The following is a 21,897-nucleotide window of genomic DNA, read 5'->3' as shown; positions in this document are numbered from 1 at the left end:
GTGGGGCGACAGGTCCTTCCCTGTTTTAAGCGGTACTTCGGGAGTATCCTATGAGGCAGAGGGAACGACAAGTGTGCCGAAGAGTCAGGTGGTATGCATGTACCAACGTCGTGGAAATAATTGGTCGCTAGCCATAAATACCAATCAGAATATGCTGATGGCGTTGTACCTGCGCGAACTGTCAGGCGTCCACCCCGCGGAGGCCGGACCCAATAGCCGGCTGGCTTCCAATATCAAGAACCGCAACAAGATCGACGACTCGCATGGACAGCTCAAGCAGGAATGGAGCTCCTGGTGGGATTCGCTGACCGCAATAGCGCCGGCCAAGGAGCCGGCGGCCAGCGATGCACTGATTGAACGGCTTCAAGACGACGGCTACCCGGCCCTGGCCCGGCTGGCCCGCGCGCACTACGGCCAGGCCACGGTTTTTGCCCAGCAGCATGCCCAGGACTTTGCAGAAAACAGTGGCAAGTACGTGCCGCACCGCATGGATGAGCTGGAAAGAATCCTCATCGACCACGGGGTGGAGCACGGCATGCAATCCACCCGCCAGGAAATCCAGCTCATTGACGTGCCCCTGGACGAGCCCAGGGCATGGCTGACCGGCACGGCTACCATCGTTGCCAGTACGTCGCTGCTACGCGACTCCAAGGCCTTCCACGGCTTCATCCAGCCGATGGTGACCATCATCTTCCCCGGCGGATAGCCGAGCAATAAAAAACTGGCAGATCACTTCCGTGATCTGCCAGTTGGATTGCAGGGCAAGAACTAGTTGGCGTGCAGTGCGCTGTTCAGCTCTACGGTCTGGCCGGCGCGCGGCAACGCCTCAACGGCGCCGGTGATCGAATTGCGACGGAAGAGCAGGTTCGGCACGCCGGAAAGCTCCAGCGCCTTGACCTGCTTCTCGCCCAGAACCACTCGGGTGCCGGCAGTCACGTACAGGCCAGCTTCCACTACCGAGTCGTCACCGATGGAAATGCCTACACCGGCGTTGGCGCCCAGCAGTACGCGTTCGCCAATGACAATGCGCTCCTTGCCGCCACCGGAGAGGGTGCCCATGATCGAGGCGCCGCCACCGACATCCGAACCATCGCCGACAACGACCGAAGCGGACACGCGGCCTTCCACCATCGAAGTGCCCAAGGTGCCGGCGTTGAAATTGACGAATCCTTCATGCATGACGGTGGTGCCTTCGGCCAGGTGTGCGCCGAGGCGCACGCGGCCAGCGTCGGCAATGCGCACGCCGGCTGGGACCACGTAGTCGACCATGCGCGGGAACTTGTCCACGCCGTACACGGTGACCGCTCCACGGGCGCGCAGCTTCAAGCGCGTCACCTCGAAGCCCTCTACCTGGCAAGGCCCGAAGTTGGTCCACACGACATTGGCGAGGTGGCCGAAGATGCCGTCGAGGTTGATGCTGTTCGGCTGGACCAGACGGTGCGAGAGCAGGTGCAGGCGCAGCCACACATCGGCGGTGTCAGCTGGTGCTACATCAAGATTAATGGTCAGTGAAACGACCTTCTGGGTGGTGCCGCGGGCTGCATCGTCCTGCGCGGCGGCAGCGAGTTCACCGGAGAGCCCTTCAGCCTTGGCGAGTTCGCCCAAGACTGGAGCCGGGTACCAAACATCAAGGATCGTTCCATCGGATGCGACCGTTGCCAGGCCATGGGCTGAGGCTAAACGGACAGATGATTCGCTGGATGTCACAGATTCTGAAGTCATACACTGATCGTATCTTTGTTGCCCGGAGTAACGTTGATAAATGACAAAAAAGTGAAGCTAGAGACTCAGGACGTAGCCAGCCGTGAACGAATTGGACCTGCAGCAAGACGTTGCCCTGCTTACCGAGCAGATCATGAACATTGAATCCGTTTCCGGCAACGAGCAAGAGCTGGCCGACAAGGTGCACCAGGCGCTGCGGAAGCAGGCGCACCTTGATGTGCACCGGGACCAGGACGCCATCGTAGCGCGCACCAACTTCGGCCGCGAACGCCGCGTCGTGCTGGCCGGGCACCTCGATACCGTGCCTTTGCCGCGCACCGAGGGCGCCAAGGGCACCGTGCCCGCAGAAGTCATCGACGGGGTGCTCTATGGCCGTGGTGCCACGGACATGAAAGGCGGGGTCGCCGTGCAGCTTGCGCTGGCTGCAGAACTGACCGAGGCCAAATACGATATCACCTACGTCTTCTACGACCACGAGGAAGTAGAAGCAGCCAAATCCGGTCTGGGCCGCCTGGCCAAGAACAGCCCGGAACTCTTGGAGGCCGACTTCGCGATCCTGCTGGAACCGACCGACGGCACCGTCGAAGGCGGCTGCAACGGAACCAGCCGCTTCGTCATCCGCACCCGCGGCAAGGCAGCCCACTCGGGACGTGCATGGATGGGGCATAACGCGATCCACGATGCGGGGGAGATCCTGCAGCGCTTGGCTGCCTACCAGCCCCGGACCATCACCGTTGAGGGCTTGGACTACCGTGAAGGCATGAACGCGGTCCGTGTTGCCGGCGGCATTGCCGGCAACGTGATTCCCGATTACTGCGAGGTGGAAGTGAACTACCGCTTCGCTCCGGACAAGACACTGGCCCAAGCTGAAGCCGTGGTCCTTGAGCTTTTCGACGGCTTCGACATTGAACGCACCGATGGCGCTGATGGCGCCAAACCCGGTTTGGACCAGGAGATCGCCGCAGACCTGATCAAGGTACTGGGCCAGGAACCGAAGCCGAAGTACGGATGGACCGATGTTTCCCGCTTCTCCGCCCTGGGCATCTCTGCCGTGAACTTCGGCCCGGGCGATGCGCTGCTGGCGCACAGCGATGATGAGCATGTGCCGCAGCAGGCCATCCGCGATTGCCTGCAGACCCTGCGTACTTGGTTGGGCTAGCGAGGCTGGGATGATCAGCCTTTGAAGAGACAAAAAATCTCCGTACCGCGCGAATCATGCGGTACGGAGATTTTTTTGTTTCAGCTGCTAGGCCTTGGGATCGGAAGGATCCTGTGGCGCTGGCACGTCGAGGCCGGCTGGGGCGCCGACTATGGCTGCGGCCGGGCCGGCCGGGGCATTCTTCTCCTTCTTCACCCGGCTGCTCAGCCGGCGCGAGACAATCACGGCAATCTTGCTCAAGGTGAAGTTGATGATGATGAAGATGGCTGCCGCCACAATCAGCGCCTGCAGGACGTTGCCGTTAGGCGAGGAGTAGGTGCGGGCGAAGAACAGCAACTCGTTGAAGCTGATGATGTAGCCCAAAGCCGAGTCCTTCAAGATCACAACGAACTGGCCGATCAACGCCGGCAGCATGGCGACCAGCGCCTGCGGAATCTCGATGTGGCGCAGCGACATGCCACGGGTCAGGCCGATCGCTATGCCTGCCTCGCGCTGTCCCTTGGGCAGATTGTGAACGCCGGAACGGACCAGCTCCGCAACGACCGAGCCGTTGTAGAAGATCAGCGCCGCGACCACGGCCCACATCGCCGTATCACCTGACAGCTGCAGGGAACGGGAGAAGAAGACGTTGAAGAACACGATCATCAGCAGCACTGGTACCGCGCGGAAGAATTCGACAATCACGGTGGAGATTCCGTTGATCAGCTTATTCTGCGCCAAGCGGCCGACACCGAAGATCAGGCCGAAGATCACCGAGCCGATGATGCCCAGGACTGCTGCCTTGGTGGTGTTCCACAAGCCCGGAAGCAGGTAGTTCTTCCAGGTGCTGCCTTCGATGAAGTCATCCCATTGCGAAGGCTGCATCTGGTCCTTGGCGGCCAGGCCGAGGACGATCCACGCCACGATGCCCAAGGCAATCAAGGCGCCGACTATGTTTACCGCCAAGATGCGGCGGCGGGCCTTTGGCCCGGGAGTATCAAAAAGAATCGACGCGCTCATCGTGCCACCGCCAGTTTCTTAGAAGCCCAAGTAGTCAACAGGCCCACCGGAATGACGATGATCACGAAGCCCACTGCGAAGGTCAAGAAGATCGGGATCACGATATCTGCGCGGAACTCAATCATGGTCTTCATGACCGAGGAGGATTCCGTGGCAACCGAACCGACCGCTGCGACGGTGGAGTTCTTGATCAAGGCGATCAAGGTGTTGCCCAAGGGGACAATCGCGCCGCGGAAGGCCTGCGGCAGAATCACCAAGCGCGCTGCGGGCAAGAAGCTCAGGCCGATGGCACGAGCAGCTTCTGCCTGTCCCAGGGGAACCGTGTTCACGCCCGAGCGGATCGCTTCGCACACGAACGCCGCGTGGTAAACCGCAAGGCCAAGGACGGCGAGGCGGAAGAAGTTTCCCTGGAAATCGCTGCTGAGCACGAATCCGAGCTGGCCGTAGAGGGCCAGCACGCAGAACAGGATGATGATGGTCAGCGGGGTATTGCGAATCAGGTTAACGTAGCTGGTGCCCAGGGCCTGGAAGCTCCCCACGGGGGAGATGCGCAGCAAGGCCAAGATGGTGCCCAGCACGAGGGCGCCTATGGCAGCCCAGAAAGTTAGTTGGATATTGACCCAGAAAGCTCCGGGAATGTCGTACTCAGTGAATATGGATAAGTAATTCTCCACTGCAAGCCTCTGTCTCGATGGCCGGAAAACCGGCCAAGCGGCTATGGGTCCGGTACCTGCATTAGCTGGTACCTGGGAAACGCAGATTGCAGATGGGGGCCAAACACGCTGCGTTTGGCCCCCATCGCATCAGATGCTGCTAGGCGCAGGAATCCGAAAGGGTTGGCGGGTTGGTTTCAGCGTTCGGCTTGTAACCGGTGCCTTCGGTGTTCTTGTCCAGGGCCTTCTGCCACTCGCCGGACTCGATCATCTTGGTGATTGCCGCATTGATGTCGCCGCACTTGTCGGTGCCATCAGGCAGGCCCACGCCGTAGTTCTCTTCGGTGAATGGCGCGCCGACAACCTTGAACTTGCCCTTGTAGGCAGGCTGCGCAGCCAGGCCGGCAAGGATGATGTCATCGGTGGTAACCGCGTCAATGGTGCCGCCACTCATCTGGGTGGTGCACTCTGCATAGCCCGGAAGTTCCTGCAGGTTGGTGTTCTGGGCGTAGTTGTCCTTGACCTTCTGGGCCGAGGTGGAACCGGTGACCGAGCACAGGTTCTTGCCATCGAGGTCTTCTGGGCCGGCGATATCCGAGTCGGATGGAACCAGCAGGTCCTGGCCGGCGACAAAGTATGGACCAGCGAAGTCGACAACCTTGTTGCGCTCATCGGTGATCGAGTAGGTTGCGAAGATCATGTCAACCTGGTTGTTCTGCAGCATGGTCTCGCGGTTGGCCGACGGTGCCGAAATGAATTCGATCTTGTCCTCGGTGTAGCCCAGTTCGCTGGCTACGTACTTGGCGACGTCAACGTCGAAACCGGTGTAGTTATCGCCGTCCTTGAAGCCGAGTCCCGGCTGGTCGTACTTGATGCCGATGCGGATCTTGTCGCCGTCGGCTTCGCTGTCGCCGGAGCCGCCACATGAAGTCAGGGCCAGGGCTGCGACGGCGGCCATTGCGGCTACAGTGCCGAAACGAGTCTTGCGCATTGTTCCTCCTATTGGATGCGTGATGATGAAATTAGTGGTTGGTGATCAACTTGCCAAGGAAATCCTTGGCACGGTCGGATTTGGGATTGGTGAAGAATTCCTCAGGAGTGGCCTGCTCGACGATCTGGCCGTCGGCCATGAAGATCACGCGGTCCGCCGCCTTGCGGGCGAAGCCCATCTCGTGGGTGACCACGAGCATGGTCATGCCTTCCTTGGCAAGACCCACCATGGTGTCCAGGACCTCGTTGATCATTTCCGGGTCCAGGGCACTGGTTGGCTCGTCGAAAAGCATCACCTTCGGCTTCATGGCCAGTGCGCGGGCGATCGCCACACGCTGCTGCTGGCCGCCAGAAAGCTGTGCGGGCAGTTTGCCGGCCTGATTGGCCACGCCCACACGCTCCAGCAGCTGCATCGCCAATTTCTTGGCCTCATCCTTCTTCATGCCCTTGACCTTCATCGGACCGAGGGTCACGTTCTCCAAGATCGACTTGTGGGCAAAGAGGTTGAAGGACTGGAAGACCATGCCGACATCGGCCCGGAGATTGGCCAGTGCCTTGCCCTCTTCGGGAAGGGTCTTGCCATCAATCTTGATGGTGCCTTCGTCGATGGTTTCCAGTCGGTTGATGGCGCGGCACAGCGTGGACTTGCCCGAGCCCGACGGGCCGAGGATCACAACGACCTCGCCCTTGGTCACTTCGAGATTGATGCCGTTGAGCACATGCAGCGCACCGTAGTGCTTATTGACCCCAGTCAGCTGGACGATAGGGCCTTCAGAAGAAGCTTGAGCCTGATGATCGCTTTTCATGTTGTAGACATTACTTGATGTGACGGCGACTACGCGACCCGTCGACCATGTCACACCTAGTTGTTATCAAACTGTTCTCCAATCCGCGGTAGGTCACATCCGAAGATGCGCAGGAGTAACCGATAGAGTGAAGCTATGGTTCATCAGCGTAAGAGTGAAGAAAATGCCCGGGTCGGGCAAAAGCGCCACATCGAAGCGAGCTGGCCAGGAAAGCAACCGGAAGATCAGCTTGACCACCATCTTCTGGAAAGCCCGCAGGTCGATGTCACGCATAGCGACGTGTGGCGCGTGTTGCGAATCCAATCGGAATTCGTCTCCGGCTTTGGAAATATGGCCGGCACCGGTCCTGCCATCGCGGTTTTCGGTTCCGCGCGCACGGATCCAGGCAGCCCGTACTATGCGATGGCCCAGCGTGTCGGCAGCCGCTTGGCCGAGGAAGGCATCACTACCATCACCGGTGGCGGCCCCGGCGCCATGGAAGCGGCCAACAAGGGAGCTGCTGACAAGGACGGCGTTTCCGTAGGCCTAGGCATTGAGCTGCCTTTTGAAACCGGACTGAATGCCTGGGTCAACAAGGGCCTGAACTTCCGCTACTTCTTCGTGCGCAAGACGATGTTCGTGAAGTACTCGCAGGGCTTCATCGTGCTCCCCGGGGGTTTTGGCACCCTGGACGAACTGTTCGAAGCATTGACCTTGGTCCAGACCAAGAAGATCACCAGCTTCCCGATTGTGCTTGTGGGCACCGAATACTGGGGCGGCCTGGTGGACTGGATGACCAAGACGCTCGTTGCTGAAGGCACCATTTCGCCCGGTGATCTGGACTTGTTCACTATCACCGATGATCCTGATGAAGCGGTGGATCTGGTGCTGCGTGCGCATAAAGAAAACCTGAAGGTCGGCGACCTGGCGAAGGGGCAGTAGGCGATGCCGTTCCTCCTTGTTGCCATCGCAGTATTGCTGGTGGGTGCTGTTGCGCTGCTGCTGTCCAGCCAGCGGAAGAATGTACCGGCAGGTCGCCACTTCGAATCCACTGGGGAGCCCATCACGGGATTGGTAGAGCACCAGGCTTCGTTGCCGCCGGTGCTGCTGGCCAAGAATCCGCGCGCTGAAGATGTGGAGAAAGTTCGCTTCTCCTTGGGCTTGCGCGGTTACCGCTGCGACCAGGTGGATGAGGTGCTCGATGTCCTCGCGGCAGAAATTACCGAGCTGGAGAATACGGTTCGTGACCTTGAGTCACGGCGTGTGATTAGCGACACGGGCGAAAATTAGTAATAATAAAAGATAAGTGTCCCAACTCAGCAGGGAATCCTTGCTGAGGATGGACTAGGCATTCGGTTGTATGCACGGCAAGCGCCAGTGCATGCGTTAGCCACAGACGAAGGGAACAGCTTAATGGCTGCTATGAAGCCACGCACCGGTGATGGACCAATGGAAGTCGCTAAGGAAGGCCGCAGCCTCATCTTGCGCCTGCCAATCGACGGAGGCGGACGACTGGTAGTCGAGTTGAACAACGACGAGGCAACCGAATTGCGTGAGTGCCTGCTCAAGGTAACTGAGTAAGCTTGCCCAAGTTCTAGCTTTGGCCGCACGGGTTGCTCGTGCGGCAATCGAGGACCGACAGAAATGTCGGTCCTTAGTCTTTCCCGAAATCAGCGGCTAGAGGCGGGTCGCGGCCTTGGCAGGAAGGACAGTGGCCACAAACAGGCCCTGCTCGGTAGGGAACAGGTGGGTCTGCAAGCGCGGGTCCTCGCGCAGCATGCGCAGCGCATCTCGGGTCGTGACGGTGGAGGGGCGGCGAACCGCGGGCTTGGCTAGGCGGTGCTCGTCGTAGGCGTTGTTCACTATGATCACTCCGCCGATTCCGACCAGCCGCTTGGCCTCGGCCACGTACTCGAGCAGCAGCTCAGCGCCGGCGTCGATGAGTACCAGGTCGTAGGCGTGGTCGGCCAAGCGCGAGAGCACGTTCTCTGCGCGCTCGTTGATAATGCGGGCGCGGGCCGTCGGGATGCCTGAATCGCGCAGGCCCTGGCGCATCGCGTTGGCGTGCTCCAGATCCGATTCAATCGCGGTCAACGTCATGGCGTTGCCCATGACCTCGAGCATCGCCAGCGATGCGACACCCACACCGGATCCGATCTCCACGATATTGCGCGGCTGGCGCAGGGTGCAGAGCATCTGCAGCATCGAGCGGCCGGCCTGATCGATGCAACGCACGCCCAGGTCTTCCGCACGTTCGCGAACCGGGGCGACATGCTCTGGTTCGTTGACGTGGTTCTGGGTATAGGTCCAGCTCGCGGAGAGTTCTGGATTCATCGATGGCATCGGCGGAGGTCCTCAAGGGTTGAATTGGCGGGGCCAGTTCCCATCGTACCTACGTCGTTACCTGAAGTTGTTGAACTTGGAGGTTCTCGCGCAGGGTATTCTTAGCTTCAGCTCAGCTTCCCATTTCATACTTGGAGTGTGAACAATGCACGAAGTGAAACAGTTTCTTCTACGGTGACTGCCGAAACCACGACTCCGACATGGGATCAGATGGTCCAAGAACATGGGCAACGGGTCTTCCGTTTGTCCTACCGTTTGACTGGTAACCGCCAAGATGCCGAGGACCTCTCGCAGGAGGCATTCGTTCGCGCATTCAAAGCCTTGGAAAATTACACCCCCGGAACCATGGGCGGGTGGCTGCACCGCATTACCACCAACCTGTTCCTGGACCAGGCTCGGCGCAAGAGCAAGATCCGCTTCGACCGTTTCGCCGAGGGATCCGAAGACCGGATGCCCGGTACCGCGGTAACCCCGGAACGCTATTTCGAATTCAACAACTTGGATGTCGACGTGCAAGAAGCCCTGCGTGCGTTGTCGCCGGAGTTCCGTGCCGCTATTGTCCTGTGCGATATGGAAGGCTTCTCCTACGAGGAAGTCTCACGCATCCTGGATGTCAAGCTCGGGACCGTGCGTTCTCGCATCCACCGTGGCCGCGCCATGCTTCGTGATGCGCTCGCTCACCGCAATCCAGCCAACCGCCCTGCAAAGACCATGTCGTTGCCGCGCATCCCGCGAGGCTTGCGCGCCGCCAGCTAACCCCGTTCATCGCGTGTTCACCGTTGGCGTGGCGCGGTGACTTCGTTAGTGGCACTGGAACAAGGTAATCTTCTTACGTGGATCTTTTTGGTATTAATGGTGGCGAGTTTATCGTTCTCGCCGTGCTGGCGGTCGTTATTCTGGGCCCCGAAAAGCTTCCTGAGTACGCCAAAAAGCTAGCGAACCTGGTCAAGGAAGTGCGGCGCATGGCCAATGGCGCCAAGGAGCAGCTGCGCGAGGAAGTAGGCGACGAGGTTGCCGACATCGACTGGAAGAAGCTGGACCCGCGCCAGTATGATCCACGTCGAATCATCAAGGAGGCGCTTGTCGATGAATTCGACGACGCCGTGAATGCCGCAAAGGGTTCTCCAGCCAAGACCGTGGCCCCAGCACCGGTGCGCACCGCGGTCCCTTCGGCTACCGCGCAGCAGCTGCAGCTGGGCGCCAACGAATCGGCCCCCTTCGACTCAGAAGCCACCTAGGCCCAGAAGTCCTCAGAAAGACATCGGCAGCGATCGCCCGGCAAGCCCGCGCGGTCGCTGTTCCAATTTCCCGGCCAATTCACGCATCGCTGCCGCGGCCGGTGCCCCCGGGGTGCTGAGCACTACCGGCTGGCCCTGATCCGAACCCACGCGTACGGACTCTTCCAGCGGAATCTGGGCCAGCATCCCAACAGGGTAGCCCAGCTGCTGGCTCAGCGATTCGCTGAGCTTGGCACCGCCACCGGAACCGAAGACCTCCATGCGCGACCCGTCGGGCAGCTGCAGGAAGCTCATGTTCTCAACCACCCCGATCACCTTCTGATGGGTCTGCAAGGCGATGGTGCCGGCGCGTTCGGCAACCTCGGTAGCCGTGGACTGCGGAGTCGTGACCACCAGCAGCTCGCTATTGGGCAGCAGCTGGGACACGGAGATGGCCATGTCCCCGGTGCCTGGCGGCAGGTCCAGCAACAAGTAGTCCAGGTCCCCGAAGTAGACATCCGAGAGGAACTGCTCCAGGGCCCGATGCAGCATCGGGCCGCGCCAGATCACCGGCTGGTTGGAATCCAGGAACATGCCAATGGAAATGACCTTCACTCCGTGCGCCACCGGCGGCAGGATCATGTCATCAACCCGGGTGGGGTTCTGCGAAATACCCATCAGCGAGGGAATGGAGAAACCATGGACATCGGCGTCGATCAGGCCGACCTTCAAGCCCTGGGAGGCTAGCTGGCAGGCCAGATTCGCGGTAATCGACGACTTGCCCACGCCGCCCTTGCCGCTGGCCACAGCGATCACCCGGGTCAGGGAAGCAGGATCGGAGAACGGGGTGCGGCGGCTGGCCAGTGACTCGCGCAGCTCCGCGCGCTGCTGCGGATCCATGACGCCCAGGCTCACCTCAACGCGCTGCACCGCTGCTACGGTCAGCAGGGCCGCGGTGGCCTCTTCCTCGATGGTGGAGCGCATCGGGCAACCGGCGATGGTCAGCAAGATCTTGACCTTGGCGGTGCCATCGGCCAGGACAGCTGATTCCACCATGCCCAATTCGGTGATCGGCCGGCGAAGCTCCGGGTCGTTGACCTTTGCGAGGGCGGCTAGGAGTTCTGGCGTGGTGCTCAATGCTTATTTGCTCTTCCGGTACTGGCCCTGCTGGGGCTTGACGGTTTCGATCATCCCGGTTTGCGGGTGCGAATTCTTATTGCCGCCCTTTTTCTTCGCGCGCAGGTGCAGCTCTTCGCCATCAGAGGTTTCCAGCAGCTCTTCAAGCACATTGCGCAGTTCGGAACGCACGTAGTCGCGGGTGGCAACATCGCGCAGTGCCAAGCGCAGGGAAGCCAGCTCGCGGGTCAGGTACTCGGTGTCGTACAGATTGCGTTCAGCACGGGCGCGGTCCTCGGTCAGCGAGACGCGGTCGCGGTCATCCTGGCGGTTCTGCGCCAGCAGGAGCAGCGGAGCCGCGTAGGAGGCCTGCAAGGAGAGCATCAAGGTCAGCGCGGTGAAGCCGATGGTGGCATCGTCAAAACGCCAATTGATCGGGGCGACCGAGTTCCAGATCAGCCAGAAGGCGCAGAACACCGTCATGTACAGCAGGAAGGTCGGGGTGCCCATGAAGCGGGCGAACTTCTCCGTGGCCGAACCAAAGAGGTCGGGGTTCGGGGAGAACCGGGGCCAGAAGCGTTGTCGTGCTGCAAGCGGGGTATCCAGGCCGTTACTCTTGCGCTGCTCAGCCATAGCTGGAACTCCTTTGCTGCTGATGGGTGGGTGGGGCGTTGGCTAGTCTTGGGAACGCCAGTCATCCGGGAGGATGTGGTCCAGCACGTCATCCACGGTGATGGCCCCTACAAGCCGGCCTTCCTTGTTGGTCACGCCTACGCTGGTGAGGTTGTAGGTGGCCAAATGGCGAACCACTTCGGTGATATTGGCCAGATCCGACATGGGCTCCAGCTCCGTATCAAGGATATCGCCCAGCGGCTCCGGGGGAGCGGCACGCAGCAGCGCCTGGATGTGGACTTGGCCCAGGTAGCGTCCCGTGGGCGTCTCCAGCGGCGGGCGCACCACATATACGGTCGAAGCAAGCGCCGGGCTCAATTCCTCCAGGCGCACCGAGGCCAGGGCTTCAGCGACCGTGGATTCAGGGGTGAGAATCACCGGAACCGGGGTCATGATCGACCCGGCGGTACCTTCCGGGTAGGCGAGCAAGCGGCGGACATCCTTGGCCTCTTCCTCGTTCATCAGATCCAGCAGCTGGTGCTTGGTCTCTTCGCTGACTTCAGCCAGAAGGTCGGCCGCGTCATCCGGGTCCATTTCCTCAAGCACGTCCGCGGCACGTTCCAGGCCCAGGGCGGAAAGGATCTCCACCTGCTCGCGGTCCGGAAGTTCCTGGAGCACGTCGGCCAGGCGCTCATCTTGCAGATGGGCCGCGATTTCCAGGCGGCGCTTCTCATTCATTTCATGCAGGGCGTCAGCAAAGTCGGCAGGCTTCATCTCATCGTGGGCGGCCACGAAGGTGTCAGCGGACTGCGGTTCATTCTTCGAACCGTGGCTGACCTCGTCCCAGGAGACCAGCACCTTGTTGCGGCGGCGCGAACGCAGTCCCAGCAAATTGGCCGTCGGTTCTCCACGCTGGACATAGTATTCGTTGATTTCCCAGTCCCCGCGACGGGTCTGCGCCAAACCGATGTCCTCGATGACACCGCGACCGGAACCATCAACGAAGGTGATGGTGCGGTCGAACATTTCGGCGACAACCAGAATTTCCTGGCCGCGCTGCTGGAAGCGGCGCATGTTCACCAGGCCGTTGCAGATCACCTGGTTGGCTTCCATGGACTGGATGCGGGTCATCGGAACGAACACCCGCCGTTTGCCGGGGACCTCGACGACCAAGCCCACGCAGGCGGCGGGTTTCTTGGGGCCGCGGGAGACCACCACGACATCGCGCAAGCGGCCTAAGCGGTCGCCCAAGGGGTCAAAGACATCAAGCCCGAGCAGCCGGGCGACGAAGATTTTAGACACTTGTGCGCTCACCCTCCTAGACTATCGCGTTTCAGCCCCGTTCCCGGTGTGCAAAGCCACAGGGCCAGTGCTGTTTCTTTCACCCTCAGCGATAGTTGCTTCACAACTAGGCAGGCTCACAGTAAACCTGTGCACAATATAGTTATGACCTCGCCTCATGGAGTAAATTCGATTAGCACCAGCGGCCTGCCGCGCGGAGAACTGCTTGGACGTTACACCAGCTATCTCGACGCGCAGAAGCTCGTGGATTACCTGGCCGATAATGATTTCCCGGTCGCCGCGGTAAGCATCGTCGGCAATGACGTACGCACCGTGGAGCGAGTCACCGCGAAACTTTCCTACCCGCGCGTGGCGCTGGCTGGCGCGGCCCAGGGCGGCATGATGGGCCTGTTTGTCGGCCTGCTCCTGACCCTCTTCGGCGGTGGCGGCAACGGGCTGTACCAGATTCTCTCCGCCATCGGCCTGGGCATGGCTATTTGGATGATCGCCGGCGTGATCAGCTATTCGACCCGTCGCGGCAAGCGCGATTTCGCGTCCTCCAGCCAGTTCGTGGCCACCAGCTTTGACGTGGTGGTGGATTTCGAGCATGCGCAGTCGGCCCGCATCCTGGCCTCCAAGCTGCCCATGCGTCCGCAGCAGGCACCTGCGCAACCAGTTGCCCAAGCCCCGCAGCAGCAGCCTGCCGCAGCTGCCGCACCGTCGGCCCAGGCGGCCGCCGCAGTACCGGCCACGCCTGCGCAGCCGGCCGCCGAGGAAGAGCGCAGCTCGCAGTTCCCCGACCTGCCCGATGGGCGTCCCCGCTATGGCGTCCGCGTCAACGAAGCCAAGCCAGCTGCGCCAGTTGCGCCGGTCGAGCAGCCAGCCAAGGACGAAGCGCAAGCACCGGCCGCCGAGGCCAAGGACACGCAGGACCTGTCGCAGGTAGAGCCGCGAGTGGATACTTCGCAGCAGCCTCAGGCCCCGGTCCAGGAACCAGCGCCTCGCAAGGATCCTGAAGCATAGGGACCAGCTAGGCCAAAGAAAGGCATGGGCGCAGTTACCTCGGTAACTGCGCCCATGCCTTTCGCTGGTTAACGCTGCGGGACGAATTAGCCGCGCAACTTAGCCATCCACGCTTCAACTTCCTCAGGCTTGCGTGGCAGGGCAACGCTCAAGTTCTCGGCGCCATCGGCGGTGACCAGGATGTCATCCTCGATGCGCACGCCCAGGCCGCGGTACTCCTCGGGGATCGCCAGATCCTCGTCCTTGAAGTAGAGTCCGGGCTCGATGGTGAAGACCATGCCCTCCTCCAGCTCGGCATCCAGGTACAGCTCGGCGCGTGCCTGGGCGCAGTCGTGCACGTCCAGACCGAGATGGTGGCTGGTGCCATGCGGCATCCAGCGGCGGTGATGCTGCCCCTCTGGATCCATGGCTTCTTCCACAGATACCGGCAAGATGCCCCACTCGGAGAGCCGCTCAGCCAAAACGCGGGTAGCCACCAGATGCAGGTCGCGGAACTTCAGGCCCGGCTTGGCCGCAGCGAAGGCGGCATCGGCGGCATCCAGCACGGCCTGGTAGACCTTGCGCTGCACCTCGGTGTACTTGCCGGACACCGGCAGCGAGCGGGTGATGTCTGCGGTGTACAGGGATTCGGCCTCGACACCTGCATCCAGCAGCAGCACCTCGCCCTGCTTGACGGTTCCGGTGTTGCGGATCCAGTGCAAGATGGTGGCGTTGTTGCCCGAGGCGGCGATGGTGTCGTAGCCCAGCTCGTTGCCTTCAAGCCGGGCGCGGGCGAAGAACGCGCCTTCGACAACGCGTTCGCCGCGTTCGTGCGCGACGGCCTTGTCCAGGTTGCGCACCACGTCTTCGAAGCCGTTGATGGTCGCGGCAACCGACTTGCGCAGTTCGGCGATTTCGTACGCGTCCTTGACCAGGCGAAGCTCGGAAACGAACTCGGCCAGCTCGGTATCCAGGGCATCGCTGGCTTCCAGGTCCTGGCCGGTGTTGATGCGCGAGGTATCCACCAGCGCCTCGATGTTCAGATCCACCTCGCGCACCAGACGGATGCGGATGCCGCCCAGGGCCTGCGGGCCGGAATTCTTGGTGATCGCGATTTCCAGCTGTTCCAACGAATCGGTGGGCATCCCGGTGCGCGCCGACAGCGAGGACAGGGTTGGGCGCGGGCCCACCCAGAATTCGCCGGAACGCGAATTCAAATAGAAATCGGTGGTGTCGCGGCCGGCCATCGGCGCGAAATACAGGGTGGAAACGTGGTTGGAGCCGTGCTCGCCCACGCCGTCATCGGTCGGTTCCATGACCAGTACGGCATCGGGCTCGTGGTCGACGCCCAGGCCGGTCAGGTGGGCGAACGCAGAATGAGGGCGGAAACGGTAGTCCGTGTCGTTGGAGCGGACCTTGAGCGGGCCTGCCGGAATGACGATGCGCTCACCGGGGAAATTCTCCGAGAGCTTGGCACGGCGAGCGGCTGCGTAGCTGGCAGCGGCATCTTGTTCTGGCAGATCAGAAGTGTCTTGCGCCCACGAGGAGGCCATGAAGTCCTGGAATGCCTTGGACGTTGGACGCTGGGAACGGTTGTTCACGCGGTCTTCCAACGGCTGATCAGTGCTTGGTGCAGATGAATCTTGATTGGTCATGTTCCAAGTGTGTCACCATCAGCTGTATCCCAGCAAAGAATCAGCGCAGGGGATAACCTAGGCATATGCGAATCGACCTGCACACCCACTCCAATGTGTCCGACGGAACTGAAACTCCGGCCGAGCTCATGCGCGCCGCTTCGGTTGCGGGCCTGGATGTCGTGGCGTTGACAGATCATGACCAGACCACCGGTTGGGCCGAAGCCGCGGCGCAAGCCGGGAAGCTGGGACTGGGATTCATACCGGGCATGGAAATCACCTGCCAGGATACCCACGGCATCAGCGTGCATCTGCTCAGCTACCTGCATGACCCCACCTACCAGCCGCTGCTCGATGAGCTGGATATTGCGCTGAACTCGCGGATCGTTCGTGCCCGCCGCATTGTCGACCTGCTGGCCGAGGACTATCCGATCAGCTGGGATCTGGTGGGGGAGCATTGCCTGCCGGGTTCAACCGTGGGCCGCCCGCATATTGCCGATGCGCTGGTGACTGCGGGGGTGGTGGATAACCGCAATGAAGCGTTCGCCAACATCCTCTCCTCGCGTTCGCGCTACTACGTTTCGCATCCAGCGGTGAATCCTGCCACTGCGGTGCAATTGGTGCGGGAAGCCGGTGGCGTTCCGGTGTTCGCGCATCCCAAGGCCTCTGCGCGCGGACGGGTAGTTCCCGATTCCACCTTCTACGAGATGATCGATGCCGGGCTAGCGGGGGTCGAAACGCACCACCGGGACAATACCGCCGAGGGGAAGGCCTGGTTGCTCAAGCTGGCCGCCGATCGCGATCTGATTGTCACCGGATCTTCCGACTACCACGGCACCGGAAAGCTGAACCGGCTCGGCGAGAATCTCACCGAGCCGGAAATGCTGCATAGGATTATTGCCCAGGGGACCGGAACTCAGGCCTCGATATAGCTGGTGCTTCCAGGCAAACGAGCCTTCATCACCTCGATGGCCTCGGGGTTCTGGTCAATCAGCACGTATTGGCGTCCCAGCTTCGCGGACACCGCACCGGTGGTGCCTGAGCCGGCAAAGAAGTCCAGCACCCAGTCGCCGGGGCGCGACGACGCGGCCACAATCCGGCGCAGCACGCCTTCGGGCTTCTGCGTCGGGTAGCCGGTCTTTTCCTTGCCGGTCGGCGAGACGATGGTGTGCCACCAGACATCGGTCGGCAACTTGCCCAGGGCGCGCTTCTCCGGGGTGACCAGGCCGGGAGCCATATACGGCTCGCGGTCCACCTCAGCCGAATCGAAGTGGTACTTCTTCGGATCCTTCACGTAGACCAGGATGGTGTCGTGCTTGGCCGGCCAGCGGCTCTTGGCGCGGGCACCATAGTCGTAGGCCCAGATCAGTTCGTTCAGGAAGCAGTCCCGGCCGAAAATCCCATCGAGCAGCACCTTCACGTAGTGCACCTCGCGGTAATCGAGGTGCACATAGAGCGTGCCGTCCTCGGCCAGCAGGCGGTGGGCCTCGCGTAGCCGCGGCTCGATGAAGCTGAGGTAGTCGTCGAAGGTATCGTGATACGAACGGGCGATCCCCAGCTCGGTGTTGTACTCGCGTCCCTTGAATCCGGTGCGGTCGCCTTCGCCTTCGGCAGCGCGAACCATGGTGCGCTGGGCACGGGTCTGCTTGCGCCCGGTGTTGAACGGCGGGTCCACATAGATCAAGGTGAAGCTTTGATCGGGCAGGGTGCCAAGGATGGAGAGGTTATCACCGTGATACACGGTATTACCCGAGGCTGGAACGACGGACGCCGGGGCATCCTGCGTTCCAGCGTCGGGCAAAGCTGGTTCTTCGGGTAGAGCGAGCACCGCTGGTGTGGGTTCCTTTCGGAAAAGTTGGCTGACCGGTTGGACTGGGGATTAGTCCTGGCCGCCTGCTTCGGTGCTGCGGGTGCGGCGGCGCGGACGGCGTCGGCGGGCAGCGGATGCGCCCTCGGTCGCCTCCTGCTCCCCGCCGGAAGCATGGGTTTCGCGGTGGCGCTCGTTTTCGCGTGCCGGACGGTCCTGTTTGCCCTTGGAGTGGCCGTGGCGTGCGCCCTCCTGCTCGGCGCCGGAGTCCTGCGCACCGCGCTGCTGGGTCTGCTCGCCGTTCACGGTGCGGGTGCGGGTACGCGAATTGCTGCGGCGGCGCGGGGTGCGCGCCGAATCCTCGCGGCGTGGCGAGCCATCGCCCTCAGCTGCCGCGGTCTTCTTGGCACGCTGCAAGCGGCCCTTGGTGCCCTTGGGGATTCCCAAGTCGGCGAAGAAATGCGGCGAGGACGAGTAGGTCTCTACCGGCTCGGGAACGTTCAGGCCCAGCGCCTTGTTGATCAGCGACCAGCGGGGCACCGAATCCCAGTCCACGAACGTGACCGCGATACCGGTGTTGCCGGCACGGCCGGTACGGCCTACGCGGTGCAGATAGGTGTTCTCATCATCCGGGCACTGCAGGTTGACCACGTGGGTGACGTCATCCACGTCGATGCCGCGGGCCGCGACATCGGTAGCTACCAGGATGTCGACCTTGCCGGCGCGGAAGGCCTTCAAGGCCTGCTCGCGGGCGCCCTGGCCCAGATCGCCGTGCAGCGAACCGGCGTTGAAGCCGCGGTCCACCAGCTCATCGGACAGCTTGGCAGCCGAGCGCTTGGTCTGGGTGAAGATGATGGTCTTGCCGCGGCCTTCGGCCTGCAGCAGGCGGGCCACCATCTCGTCCTTGTCCATGTTGTGCGCGCGGTAGACCAGCTGGCGGATGTTGCGCTTGGTCAGCGAGTCATCATCACCGGGATCCTGGGCGCGGATGTGGGTGGGACGGGTCATGTAGCGGCGGGCCATGGTGATCACGGCGCCGGGCATGGTGGCCGAGAACAGCATCGCCTGGCGTACCGGCGGCAACGCGGCCAGAATGCGCTCGACATCGGGCAGGAAGCCCAGGTCCAGCATCTCGTCGGCCTCGTCCAGTACCACGGTGCGAACCTGCTTGAGGTTCAGCACGCGCTGGCGGTTCAGGTCGATCAAGCGGCCCGGGGTGCCGACAATCACGTCGGTGCCGGCCTTCAGGGCATTGATCTGCTCTTCGTAGGGACGGCCGCCGTAGATGGTGGTGATCGAGATGTTCGAGTGCTTCGATGCCTGGGCCAGGTCGGCGCCGACCTGGATGGCCAGCTCGCGGGTCGGGGCCACGATCAGTGCCTGCGGGGCACCGGGGAATTCAAGATCCCCGTAGCCCTTGTCGCCTTCGCGGATCACGCGCTGCAGGGCAGGGATGCCAAAGCCCAGGGTCTTGCCGGTGCCGGTCTTGGCCTGGCCGATGATGTCGTTGCCGCCCAGGGCAACTGGCAGGGTCAGGGCCTGGATGGGGAACGGGTACTCGATCCCGGCTTCCGAAAGCGAAGCAACGATGTCTTCGCGAACCTTCAAATCGGCAAAGCTCTGCTTGATCGGCTCTGCGATGGTTGGCTCATTGTCTTGTGGTTCGGCCACTGGGGCCGAAAGCGTCGTGTCAGTCACGATGTCTTTGTTCTCGTTTCATGTGGGCACGGTACCTGCTCCATTCCGGCTTGCAACAAGCCAGGAGCATGCGGATACCGCACGAATCCAGCGGAGCCGATCGCTACTTTCACGTTAGGTGGCTTGGTCAAGCACCTGCGGGATGGCGGCCGCTGGGAAGTCGCCATAAAACTGTTTCATCTATCAGCCCATTGCGATCGGGCATCCTATTTACTAATAGGCCAAGCATAGCCGGTTTTGCCCGGAAACCCGGGTTTAGGAGTCTCAGGCCACGATTTCGAAGCTGATCTTGCGGGCCACGGGATCAGCTTGGACCAGCTTTACGCGCACCAAGGTGCCCGGCTGGGCGGAACCGGAAAACTCTCCGGTGACCGGTTCATCGGCCAGCTGCAGTACTCCGGGACGAATCTTTCCATCTTCCTTTTGCTCGGCTGACTTCAGCACGATGGCTTGGAATTCTTCCCCGACACGTGTTTTGAGCACATAGGCTTCGAGCAGGTCGACGGCCGCATTGTTCACCCGGTTGGCGGCAATGCTGCTGGTACGCATCAGCCCGGGCAGCTCTTCCAGGGCCGAGGCGAGCTGCTCGGGGATCGGTTGGCCGGTGGAAAGCAGGTGGCAGGTGAGCAGCACGAAGCGGTCCACGAGCCGGCGCAGCGGCGCGGTGGTGTGCGCGTAGGGTGCCGCCAGTGCCGCTTGGATCAGTTCCTCTTCGGGCTGCCCGGCTATGACCCGGTAGTCCGCACCGCGGAACAGCGCAGCGGCACGATGCATGATCACCAGTTGCTTCGGGTCGCTGACATCCAATGCATGCAGGTACTGCCCATAGCTTTGCGTTGCGTCCCACGGCGTGCCCAGCAACTGGGTCTGGGTGCGGAATTCCTGCTGGTCCGCTTCATCCGGTGCGGGCATGGTGCGCAGGATGCCCACACCGGCCTCGAGCATGATGCGGGCTGCGGCTATGCCGGTGAGCAGGGAAATCTGCGCGTTGTGCCCTTCCAGGGGCAGCGGGGTGCGGCTGACCAGCTTGTAGCCGTCGCCTGCTTCTTCAATTTCCTGGTCCGGCAGGTTCAATGAGGCGCCGCCGCGCAGTTGCTCCTGCAGCAGGCGCGCAGCACCGATTTCGGCGAGCAATTCCAGCTGCTCATCGGGTTCCCCCGAATCCAGCCGGGCCTGGGCGGAGGCGTAGTCGAGCTGGGCGCGGGAACGGATGCGCGCGCGGTTCAGCTGGACCTCGCCCAGGGCGCCATCGGCATCCAGGGAAATTTTCCAGTGGAAGGCCGGCCGGTCCTGGTCTGGCAGCAGCGAGCCCTGGTCTTCGGAAATCAGGGGCGGGTGCAAGGTGATCTTGCGGTGCGGCAGGTAATAGGTCTGACCGCGTTGGCGGGCCACCTGGTCCAGCTGGCTGCCCAAGGTCACGAACGCGGGAACGTCCGCGATCGCATAGTGCACGGTATAGCCCTGGCCGTTTCGTTCAAGGAACATCGCCTGGTCGAGATCGGTGGCGCCGAGCGGGTCAATGGTGAAGAACGGGATGCCGGTGGCGTCTTCTTCGGGGTGCTGGACCTGGGCTACCGCCAGTTCCGCGGCTTTCAGGGTTTGCTCGTCGAAGGGTGCCGGCACCTCGAACTCTGCTTCAAGGCCGAGCAGTAGCTGGGCCAGCGAGTTGGCGGGAACCGGGCGGGGGCTGCGGATTCTTCGTTCAGTCACCCCTTAGCAATACCATGACTCGGTGAGTCAAATCACCATTTGGGCGAAGAAATAGCCGGTTTCGCTTCTAAGCGAAACCGGCCACCAGCTGCCAAGGCGATGCCTCGGCGCGCAACAAGCTCTACTGTGCGAAGCCGACGCGGCGGACTTCTTCCGGGCCAACCTCAACGTAAGCGATGCCAGCAGCAGGCACCAGGACCTCGCGGCCCTTTGGATCCTTCAGTGCCAGAACGGTGCCGTCGGCGATCGCCTTCGAGACCAGCTCATTGACTTCGGCGTTGCTGAGCTCGGATTCAAGTACAACTTCGCGGGCTACATTCTGAATGCCAATGCGGATTTCCATGATTGTCGCAGATCCTCTCGAACGAAATAGGTGTCCCGTATGGGGCCTCTGAACACTAATTTAGCTAGTTTTCTTTCGGGAACTGCGAAATTCCGCGCCAAGCTAAACGGGAGATGAGATCCACGGCGGCATTCTGGTCCACCGAGGAGCTGCTGGTGGCCCAGTAACGCGCCGAAACCTGGGAGAGGCCTGCCAGGGCACGGCCTGCCAGCAGGCCTTCCTCCTCGCTCATGTCGGTATCTTCGACCACGACGCGGGCGATGGAGGAAGCCAGCGAACTGTTGAACTGCTCGATGCGATGGGCGATCAGCGGGTCCGAGAGCACATCGGATTCGAAGATCAGGCGGTACGCCTGGGATTCGCCCTTGATGTAGCTGTAGTAGGTGTTGATGGTGGCGAAGACGCGCTCGCGATTGTCGCTGGTGGAGCGGATCGCTTCATCCAGCTGACGGCTGAAGTCGGCCAGGTGCGAATCCAGCAAGGCGAGGTAGAGTTCGCGTTTGCCGGGGAAATGCTGGTAGAGCACCGGTTTGGAAACCAGGGCGACTTCAGCGATTTCGTCCATGGACGCACCATGGTACCCATGGGCCACGAAAACCTGGTGCGCTGCCTGCAGCAGCTGGCGACGACGCGCTTCACGGGGCATCCGTTGCGGGCGGGTGCCTTTGATATTTTCGAGTTCCGTCATGTCGAATGGGGCCTTTCCAGCTGCAGAGTGATCAGCTCCCAAGTCATCAAAGGAATTCTCGGGTGGATAATCTACTTGGAAGTAGTATTCCATGCTTCTGTGCGGAAAGTGGAAATATGCTGGGGGAAATCAGGTTTT

At 61.7% G+C, this 21,897-nt stretch carries 24 protein-coding genes; 9 read left to right on the top strand and 15 right to left on the bottom strand.

The features are described 5' to 3' along the window. Window positions 1-157: 157 nt before the first annotated feature. A complete protein-coding gene (locus ACFVHU_RS03960; protein WP_133833694.1) occupies window positions 158-706 on the top strand; it encodes a hypothetical protein in 549 nt (182 codons plus the stop codon). A 62-nt stretch (window positions 707-768) separates the two neighbouring features. Here ACFVHU_RS03960 and dapD read toward each other — a convergent pair whose 3' ends face one another. Then, window positions 769-1,722, bottom strand: coding sequence for a 2,3,4,5-tetrahydropyridine-2,6-dicarboxylate N-succinyltransferase (gene dapD / locus ACFVHU_RS03955; protein WP_105657535.1), 954 nt, complete (start codon window positions 1,720-1,722; stop codon window positions 769-771). Between the two features lie 82 nt (window positions 1,723-1,804). Here dapD and dapE point away from each other — a divergent pair, with 82 nt between their 5' ends. Further along, window positions 1,805-2,881 (top strand): succinyl-diaminopimelate desuccinylase, encoded by a 1,077-nt coding sequence (dapE, locus tag ACFVHU_RS03950; protein WP_105661518.1) that lies wholly within the window; start codon window positions 1,805-1,807, stop codon window positions 2,879-2,881. A gap of 87 nt (window positions 2,882-2,968) precedes the next feature. Here the strand turns inward: dapE and ACFVHU_RS03945 are convergent, their stop codons facing one another. The 4 genes from ACFVHU_RS03945 to ACFVHU_RS03930 form a co-directional block, all read right to left on the bottom strand. Continuing rightward, a complete protein-coding gene (locus ACFVHU_RS03945) occupies window positions 2,969-3,880 on the bottom strand; it encodes an amino acid ABC transporter permease (protein ID WP_105661517.1) in 912 nt (303 codons plus the stop codon). Next, window positions 3,877-4,554 carry an amino acid ABC transporter permease gene (locus tag ACFVHU_RS03940; RefSeq protein WP_105657532.1) on the bottom strand — a complete coding sequence of 226 codons (678 nt, stop codon included), beginning with the start codon at window positions 4,552-4,554 and terminating at the stop codon, window positions 3,877-3,879. Before ACFVHU_RS03940 ends, ACFVHU_RS03945 begins: the two co-directional genes overlap by 4 nt. Before the next feature lie 139 nt (window positions 4,555-4,693). Next, window positions 4,694-5,524: a glutamate ABC transporter substrate-binding protein gene (locus tag ACFVHU_RS03935; protein ID WP_105657531.1), complete on the bottom strand. Its 831-nt coding sequence runs from the start codon at window positions 5,522-5,524 to the stop codon at window positions 4,694-4,696. 31 nt (window positions 5,525-5,555) lie between these two features. Then, window positions 5,556-6,287 (bottom strand): amino acid ABC transporter ATP-binding protein, encoded by a 732-nt coding sequence (locus tag ACFVHU_RS03930; RefSeq protein WP_181148852.1) that lies wholly within the window; start codon window positions 6,285-6,287, stop codon window positions 5,556-5,558. A 177-nt stretch (window positions 6,288-6,464) separates the two neighbouring features. Here ACFVHU_RS03930 and ACFVHU_RS03925 point away from each other — a divergent pair, with 177 nt between their 5' ends. The 3 genes from ACFVHU_RS03925 (at window position 6,465) to ACFVHU_RS03915 (ending at window position 7,889) form a co-directional block, all read left to right on the top strand. After that, window positions 6,465-7,250, top strand: coding sequence for a TIGR00730 family Rossman fold protein (locus ACFVHU_RS03925; protein WP_105661516.1), 786 nt, complete (start codon window positions 6,465-6,467; stop codon window positions 7,248-7,250). Between the two features lie 3 nt (window positions 7,251-7,253). Then, window positions 7,254-7,598: a DivIVA domain-containing protein gene (locus tag ACFVHU_RS03920; RefSeq protein ID WP_105657528.1), complete on the top strand. Its 345-nt coding sequence runs from the start codon at window positions 7,254-7,256 to the stop codon at window positions 7,596-7,598. Between the two features lie 123 nt (window positions 7,599-7,721). Then, a complete protein-coding gene (locus ACFVHU_RS03915) occupies window positions 7,722-7,889 on the top strand; it encodes a DUF3117 domain-containing protein (RefSeq protein ID WP_013349509.1) in 168 nt (55 codons plus the stop codon). A 96-nt stretch (window positions 7,890-7,985) separates the two neighbouring features. On the opposite strand, the gene ACFVHU_RS03910 is transcribed toward ACFVHU_RS03915, so the two are convergent. Beyond that, window positions 7,986-8,651, bottom strand: coding sequence for an O-methyltransferase (locus tag ACFVHU_RS03910; protein ID WP_388022566.1), 666 nt, complete (start codon window positions 8,649-8,651; stop codon window positions 7,986-7,988). A 138-nt stretch (window positions 8,652-8,789) separates the two neighbouring features. Between ACFVHU_RS03910 and sigE the strand changes: the two genes are divergently transcribed. Together sigE and ACFVHU_RS03900 are read left to right on the top strand one after the other, a co-directional pair. Beyond that, entirely contained in the window at window positions 8,790-9,407 is a 618-nt protein-coding gene (gene sigE, locus ACFVHU_RS03905) for an RNA polymerase sigma factor SigE (protein WP_105657526.1), read from the top strand. A gap of 77 nt (window positions 9,408-9,484) precedes the next feature. Further along, window positions 9,485-9,889 (top strand): sec-independent translocase, encoded by a 405-nt coding sequence (locus ACFVHU_RS03900; RefSeq protein WP_105661515.1) that lies wholly within the window; start codon window positions 9,485-9,487, stop codon window positions 9,887-9,889. 12 nt (window positions 9,890-9,901) lie between these two features. On the opposite strand, the gene ACFVHU_RS03895 is transcribed toward ACFVHU_RS03900, so the two are convergent. The 3 genes from ACFVHU_RS03895 to ACFVHU_RS03885 are packed head-to-tail and all read right to left on the bottom strand — an operon-like array spanning window position 9,902 to window position 12,910. Continuing rightward, a complete protein-coding gene (locus ACFVHU_RS03895) occupies window positions 9,902-11,005 on the bottom strand; it encodes an Mrp/NBP35 family ATP-binding protein (protein ID WP_105661514.1) in 1,104 nt (367 codons plus the stop codon). Between the two features lie 3 nt (window positions 11,006-11,008). After that, complete coding sequence (locus ACFVHU_RS03890; RefSeq protein ID WP_332498436.1) at window positions 11,009-11,617, bottom strand: DUF1003 domain-containing protein; 609 nt, start codon at window positions 11,615-11,617, stop codon at window positions 11,009-11,011. A 42-nt stretch (window positions 11,618-11,659) separates the two neighbouring features. After that, window positions 11,660-12,910: a magnesium transporter MgtE N-terminal domain-containing protein gene (locus ACFVHU_RS03885; protein ID WP_105657522.1), complete on the bottom strand. Its 1,251-nt coding sequence runs from the start codon at window positions 12,908-12,910 to the stop codon at window positions 11,660-11,662. Between the two features lie 132 nt (window positions 12,911-13,042). On the opposite strand from ACFVHU_RS03885, the gene ACFVHU_RS03880 reads away from it, so the two are divergent. Beyond that, window positions 13,043-13,900 carry a general stress protein gene (locus ACFVHU_RS03880; RefSeq protein ID WP_332498434.1) on the top strand — a complete coding sequence of 286 codons (858 nt, stop codon included), beginning with the start codon at window positions 13,043-13,045 and terminating at the stop codon, window positions 13,898-13,900. A gap of 86 nt (window positions 13,901-13,986) precedes the next feature. On the opposite strand, the gene ACFVHU_RS03875 is transcribed toward ACFVHU_RS03880, so the two are convergent. After that, complete coding sequence (locus tag ACFVHU_RS03875) at window positions 13,987-15,534, bottom strand: aminopeptidase P family protein (protein ID WP_332498433.1); 1,548 nt, start codon at window positions 15,532-15,534, stop codon at window positions 13,987-13,989. 65 nt (window positions 15,535-15,599) lie between these two features. Between ACFVHU_RS03875 and ACFVHU_RS03870 the strand changes: the two genes are divergently transcribed. Then, window positions 15,600-16,445 carry a PHP domain-containing protein gene (locus tag ACFVHU_RS03870; RefSeq protein ID WP_388022562.1) on the top strand — a complete coding sequence of 282 codons (846 nt, stop codon included), beginning with the start codon at window positions 15,600-15,602 and terminating at the stop codon, window positions 16,443-16,445. On the opposite strand, the gene ACFVHU_RS03865 is transcribed toward ACFVHU_RS03870, so the two are convergent. From ACFVHU_RS03865 to ACFVHU_RS03845, 5 genes are all read right to left on the bottom strand, one after another. Continuing rightward, the gene (locus tag ACFVHU_RS03865) at window positions 16,430-17,314 is read right to left on the bottom strand and encodes a site-specific DNA-methyltransferase (RefSeq protein WP_105657678.1); all 885 of its coding nucleotides are present in this window, start codon (window positions 17,312-17,314) and stop codon (window positions 16,430-16,432) included. The two genes, ACFVHU_RS03870 and ACFVHU_RS03865, sit on opposite strands and share 16 nt — an antisense overlap. Before the next feature lie 78 nt (window positions 17,315-17,392). Further along, complete coding sequence (locus ACFVHU_RS03860; protein ID WP_105657519.1) at window positions 17,393-19,018, bottom strand: DEAD/DEAH box helicase; 1,626 nt, start codon at window positions 19,016-19,018, stop codon at window positions 17,393-17,395. Window positions 19,019-19,282: 264 nt separating this feature from the next. Continuing rightward, window positions 19,283-20,728, bottom strand: coding sequence for an RNB domain-containing ribonuclease (locus ACFVHU_RS03855; RefSeq protein ID WP_105657518.1), 1,446 nt, complete (start codon window positions 20,726-20,728; stop codon window positions 19,283-19,285). A 121-nt stretch (window positions 20,729-20,849) separates the two neighbouring features. After that, a complete protein-coding gene (locus ACFVHU_RS03850; RefSeq protein WP_105657517.1) occupies window positions 20,850-21,071 on the bottom strand; it encodes a DUF3107 domain-containing protein in 222 nt (73 codons plus the stop codon). A gap of 64 nt (window positions 21,072-21,135) precedes the next feature. Continuing rightward, complete coding sequence (locus ACFVHU_RS03845; protein WP_105657677.1) at window positions 21,136-21,759, bottom strand: TetR/AcrR family transcriptional regulator; 624 nt, start codon at window positions 21,757-21,759, stop codon at window positions 21,136-21,138. Between the last annotated feature and the right edge of the window lie 138 nt (window positions 21,760-21,897).

The sequence above is a fragment of the Glutamicibacter sp. NPDC127525 genome (genome assembly GCF_042672105.1).
Classification (GTDB): Bacteria; Actinomycetota; Actinomycetes; order Actinomycetales; family Micrococcaceae; genus Glutamicibacter.
The sequence above is the reverse complement of the archived record's forward strand: the minus strand, read 5'-3'. Positions and strand labels throughout refer to the sequence as shown.

Excerpts from the sequence above, each read along its gene's own strand:
- ACFVHU_RS03920 (WP_105657528.1), top strand. The coding sequence starts at position 7,254 with ATGCCGTTCCTCCTTGTTGCCATCGCAGTATTGCTGGTGGGTGCTGTT.
- ACFVHU_RS03935 (WP_105657531.1), bottom strand. The coding sequence starts at position 5,524 with ATGCGCAAGACTCGTTTCGGCACTGTAGCCGCAATGGCCGCCGTCGCA.
- ACFVHU_RS03910 (WP_388022566.1), bottom strand. The coding sequence starts at position 8,651 with ATGCCATCGATGAATCCAGAACTCTCCGCGAGCTGGACCTATACCCAG.
- ACFVHU_RS03960 (WP_133833694.1), top strand. The coding sequence starts at position 158 with ATGGCGTTGTACCTGCGCGAACTGTCAGGCGTCCACCCCGCGGAGGCC.
- dapD (WP_105657535.1), bottom strand. The coding sequence starts at position 1,722 with ATGACTTCAGAATCTGTGACATCCAGCGAATCATCTGTCCGTTTAGCC.
- ACFVHU_RS03870 (WP_388022562.1), top strand. The coding sequence starts at position 15,600 with ATGCGAATCGACCTGCACACCCACTCCAATGTGTCCGACGGAACTGAA.
- ACFVHU_RS03850 (WP_105657517.1), bottom strand. The coding sequence starts at position 21,071 with ATGGAAATCCGCATTGGCATTCAGAATGTAGCCCGCGAAGTTGTACTT.
- ACFVHU_RS03890 (WP_332498436.1), bottom strand. The coding sequence starts at position 11,617 with ATGGCTGAGCAGCGCAAGAGTAACGGCCTGGATACCCCGCTTGCAGCA.
- ACFVHU_RS03945 (WP_105661517.1), bottom strand. The coding sequence starts at position 3,880 with ATGAGCGCGTCGATTCTTTTTGATACTCCCGGGCCAAAGGCCCGCCGC.
- ACFVHU_RS03875 (WP_332498433.1), bottom strand. The coding sequence starts at position 15,534 with ATGACCAATCAAGATTCATCTGCACCAAGCACTGATCAGCCGTTGGAA.
- ACFVHU_RS03925 (WP_105661516.1), top strand. The coding sequence starts at position 6,465 with ATGGTTCATCAGCGTAAGAGTGAAGAAAATGCCCGGGTCGGGCAAAAG.
- ACFVHU_RS03915 (WP_013349509.1), top strand. The coding sequence starts at position 7,722 with ATGGCTGCTATGAAGCCACGCACCGGTGATGGACCAATGGAAGTCGCT.
- ACFVHU_RS03880 (WP_332498434.1), top strand. The coding sequence starts at position 13,043 with ATGACCTCGCCTCATGGAGTAAATTCGATTAGCACCAGCGGCCTGCCG.
- ACFVHU_RS03845 (WP_105657677.1), bottom strand. The coding sequence starts at position 21,759 with ATGACGGAACTCGAAAATATCAAAGGCACCCGCCCGCAACGGATGCCC.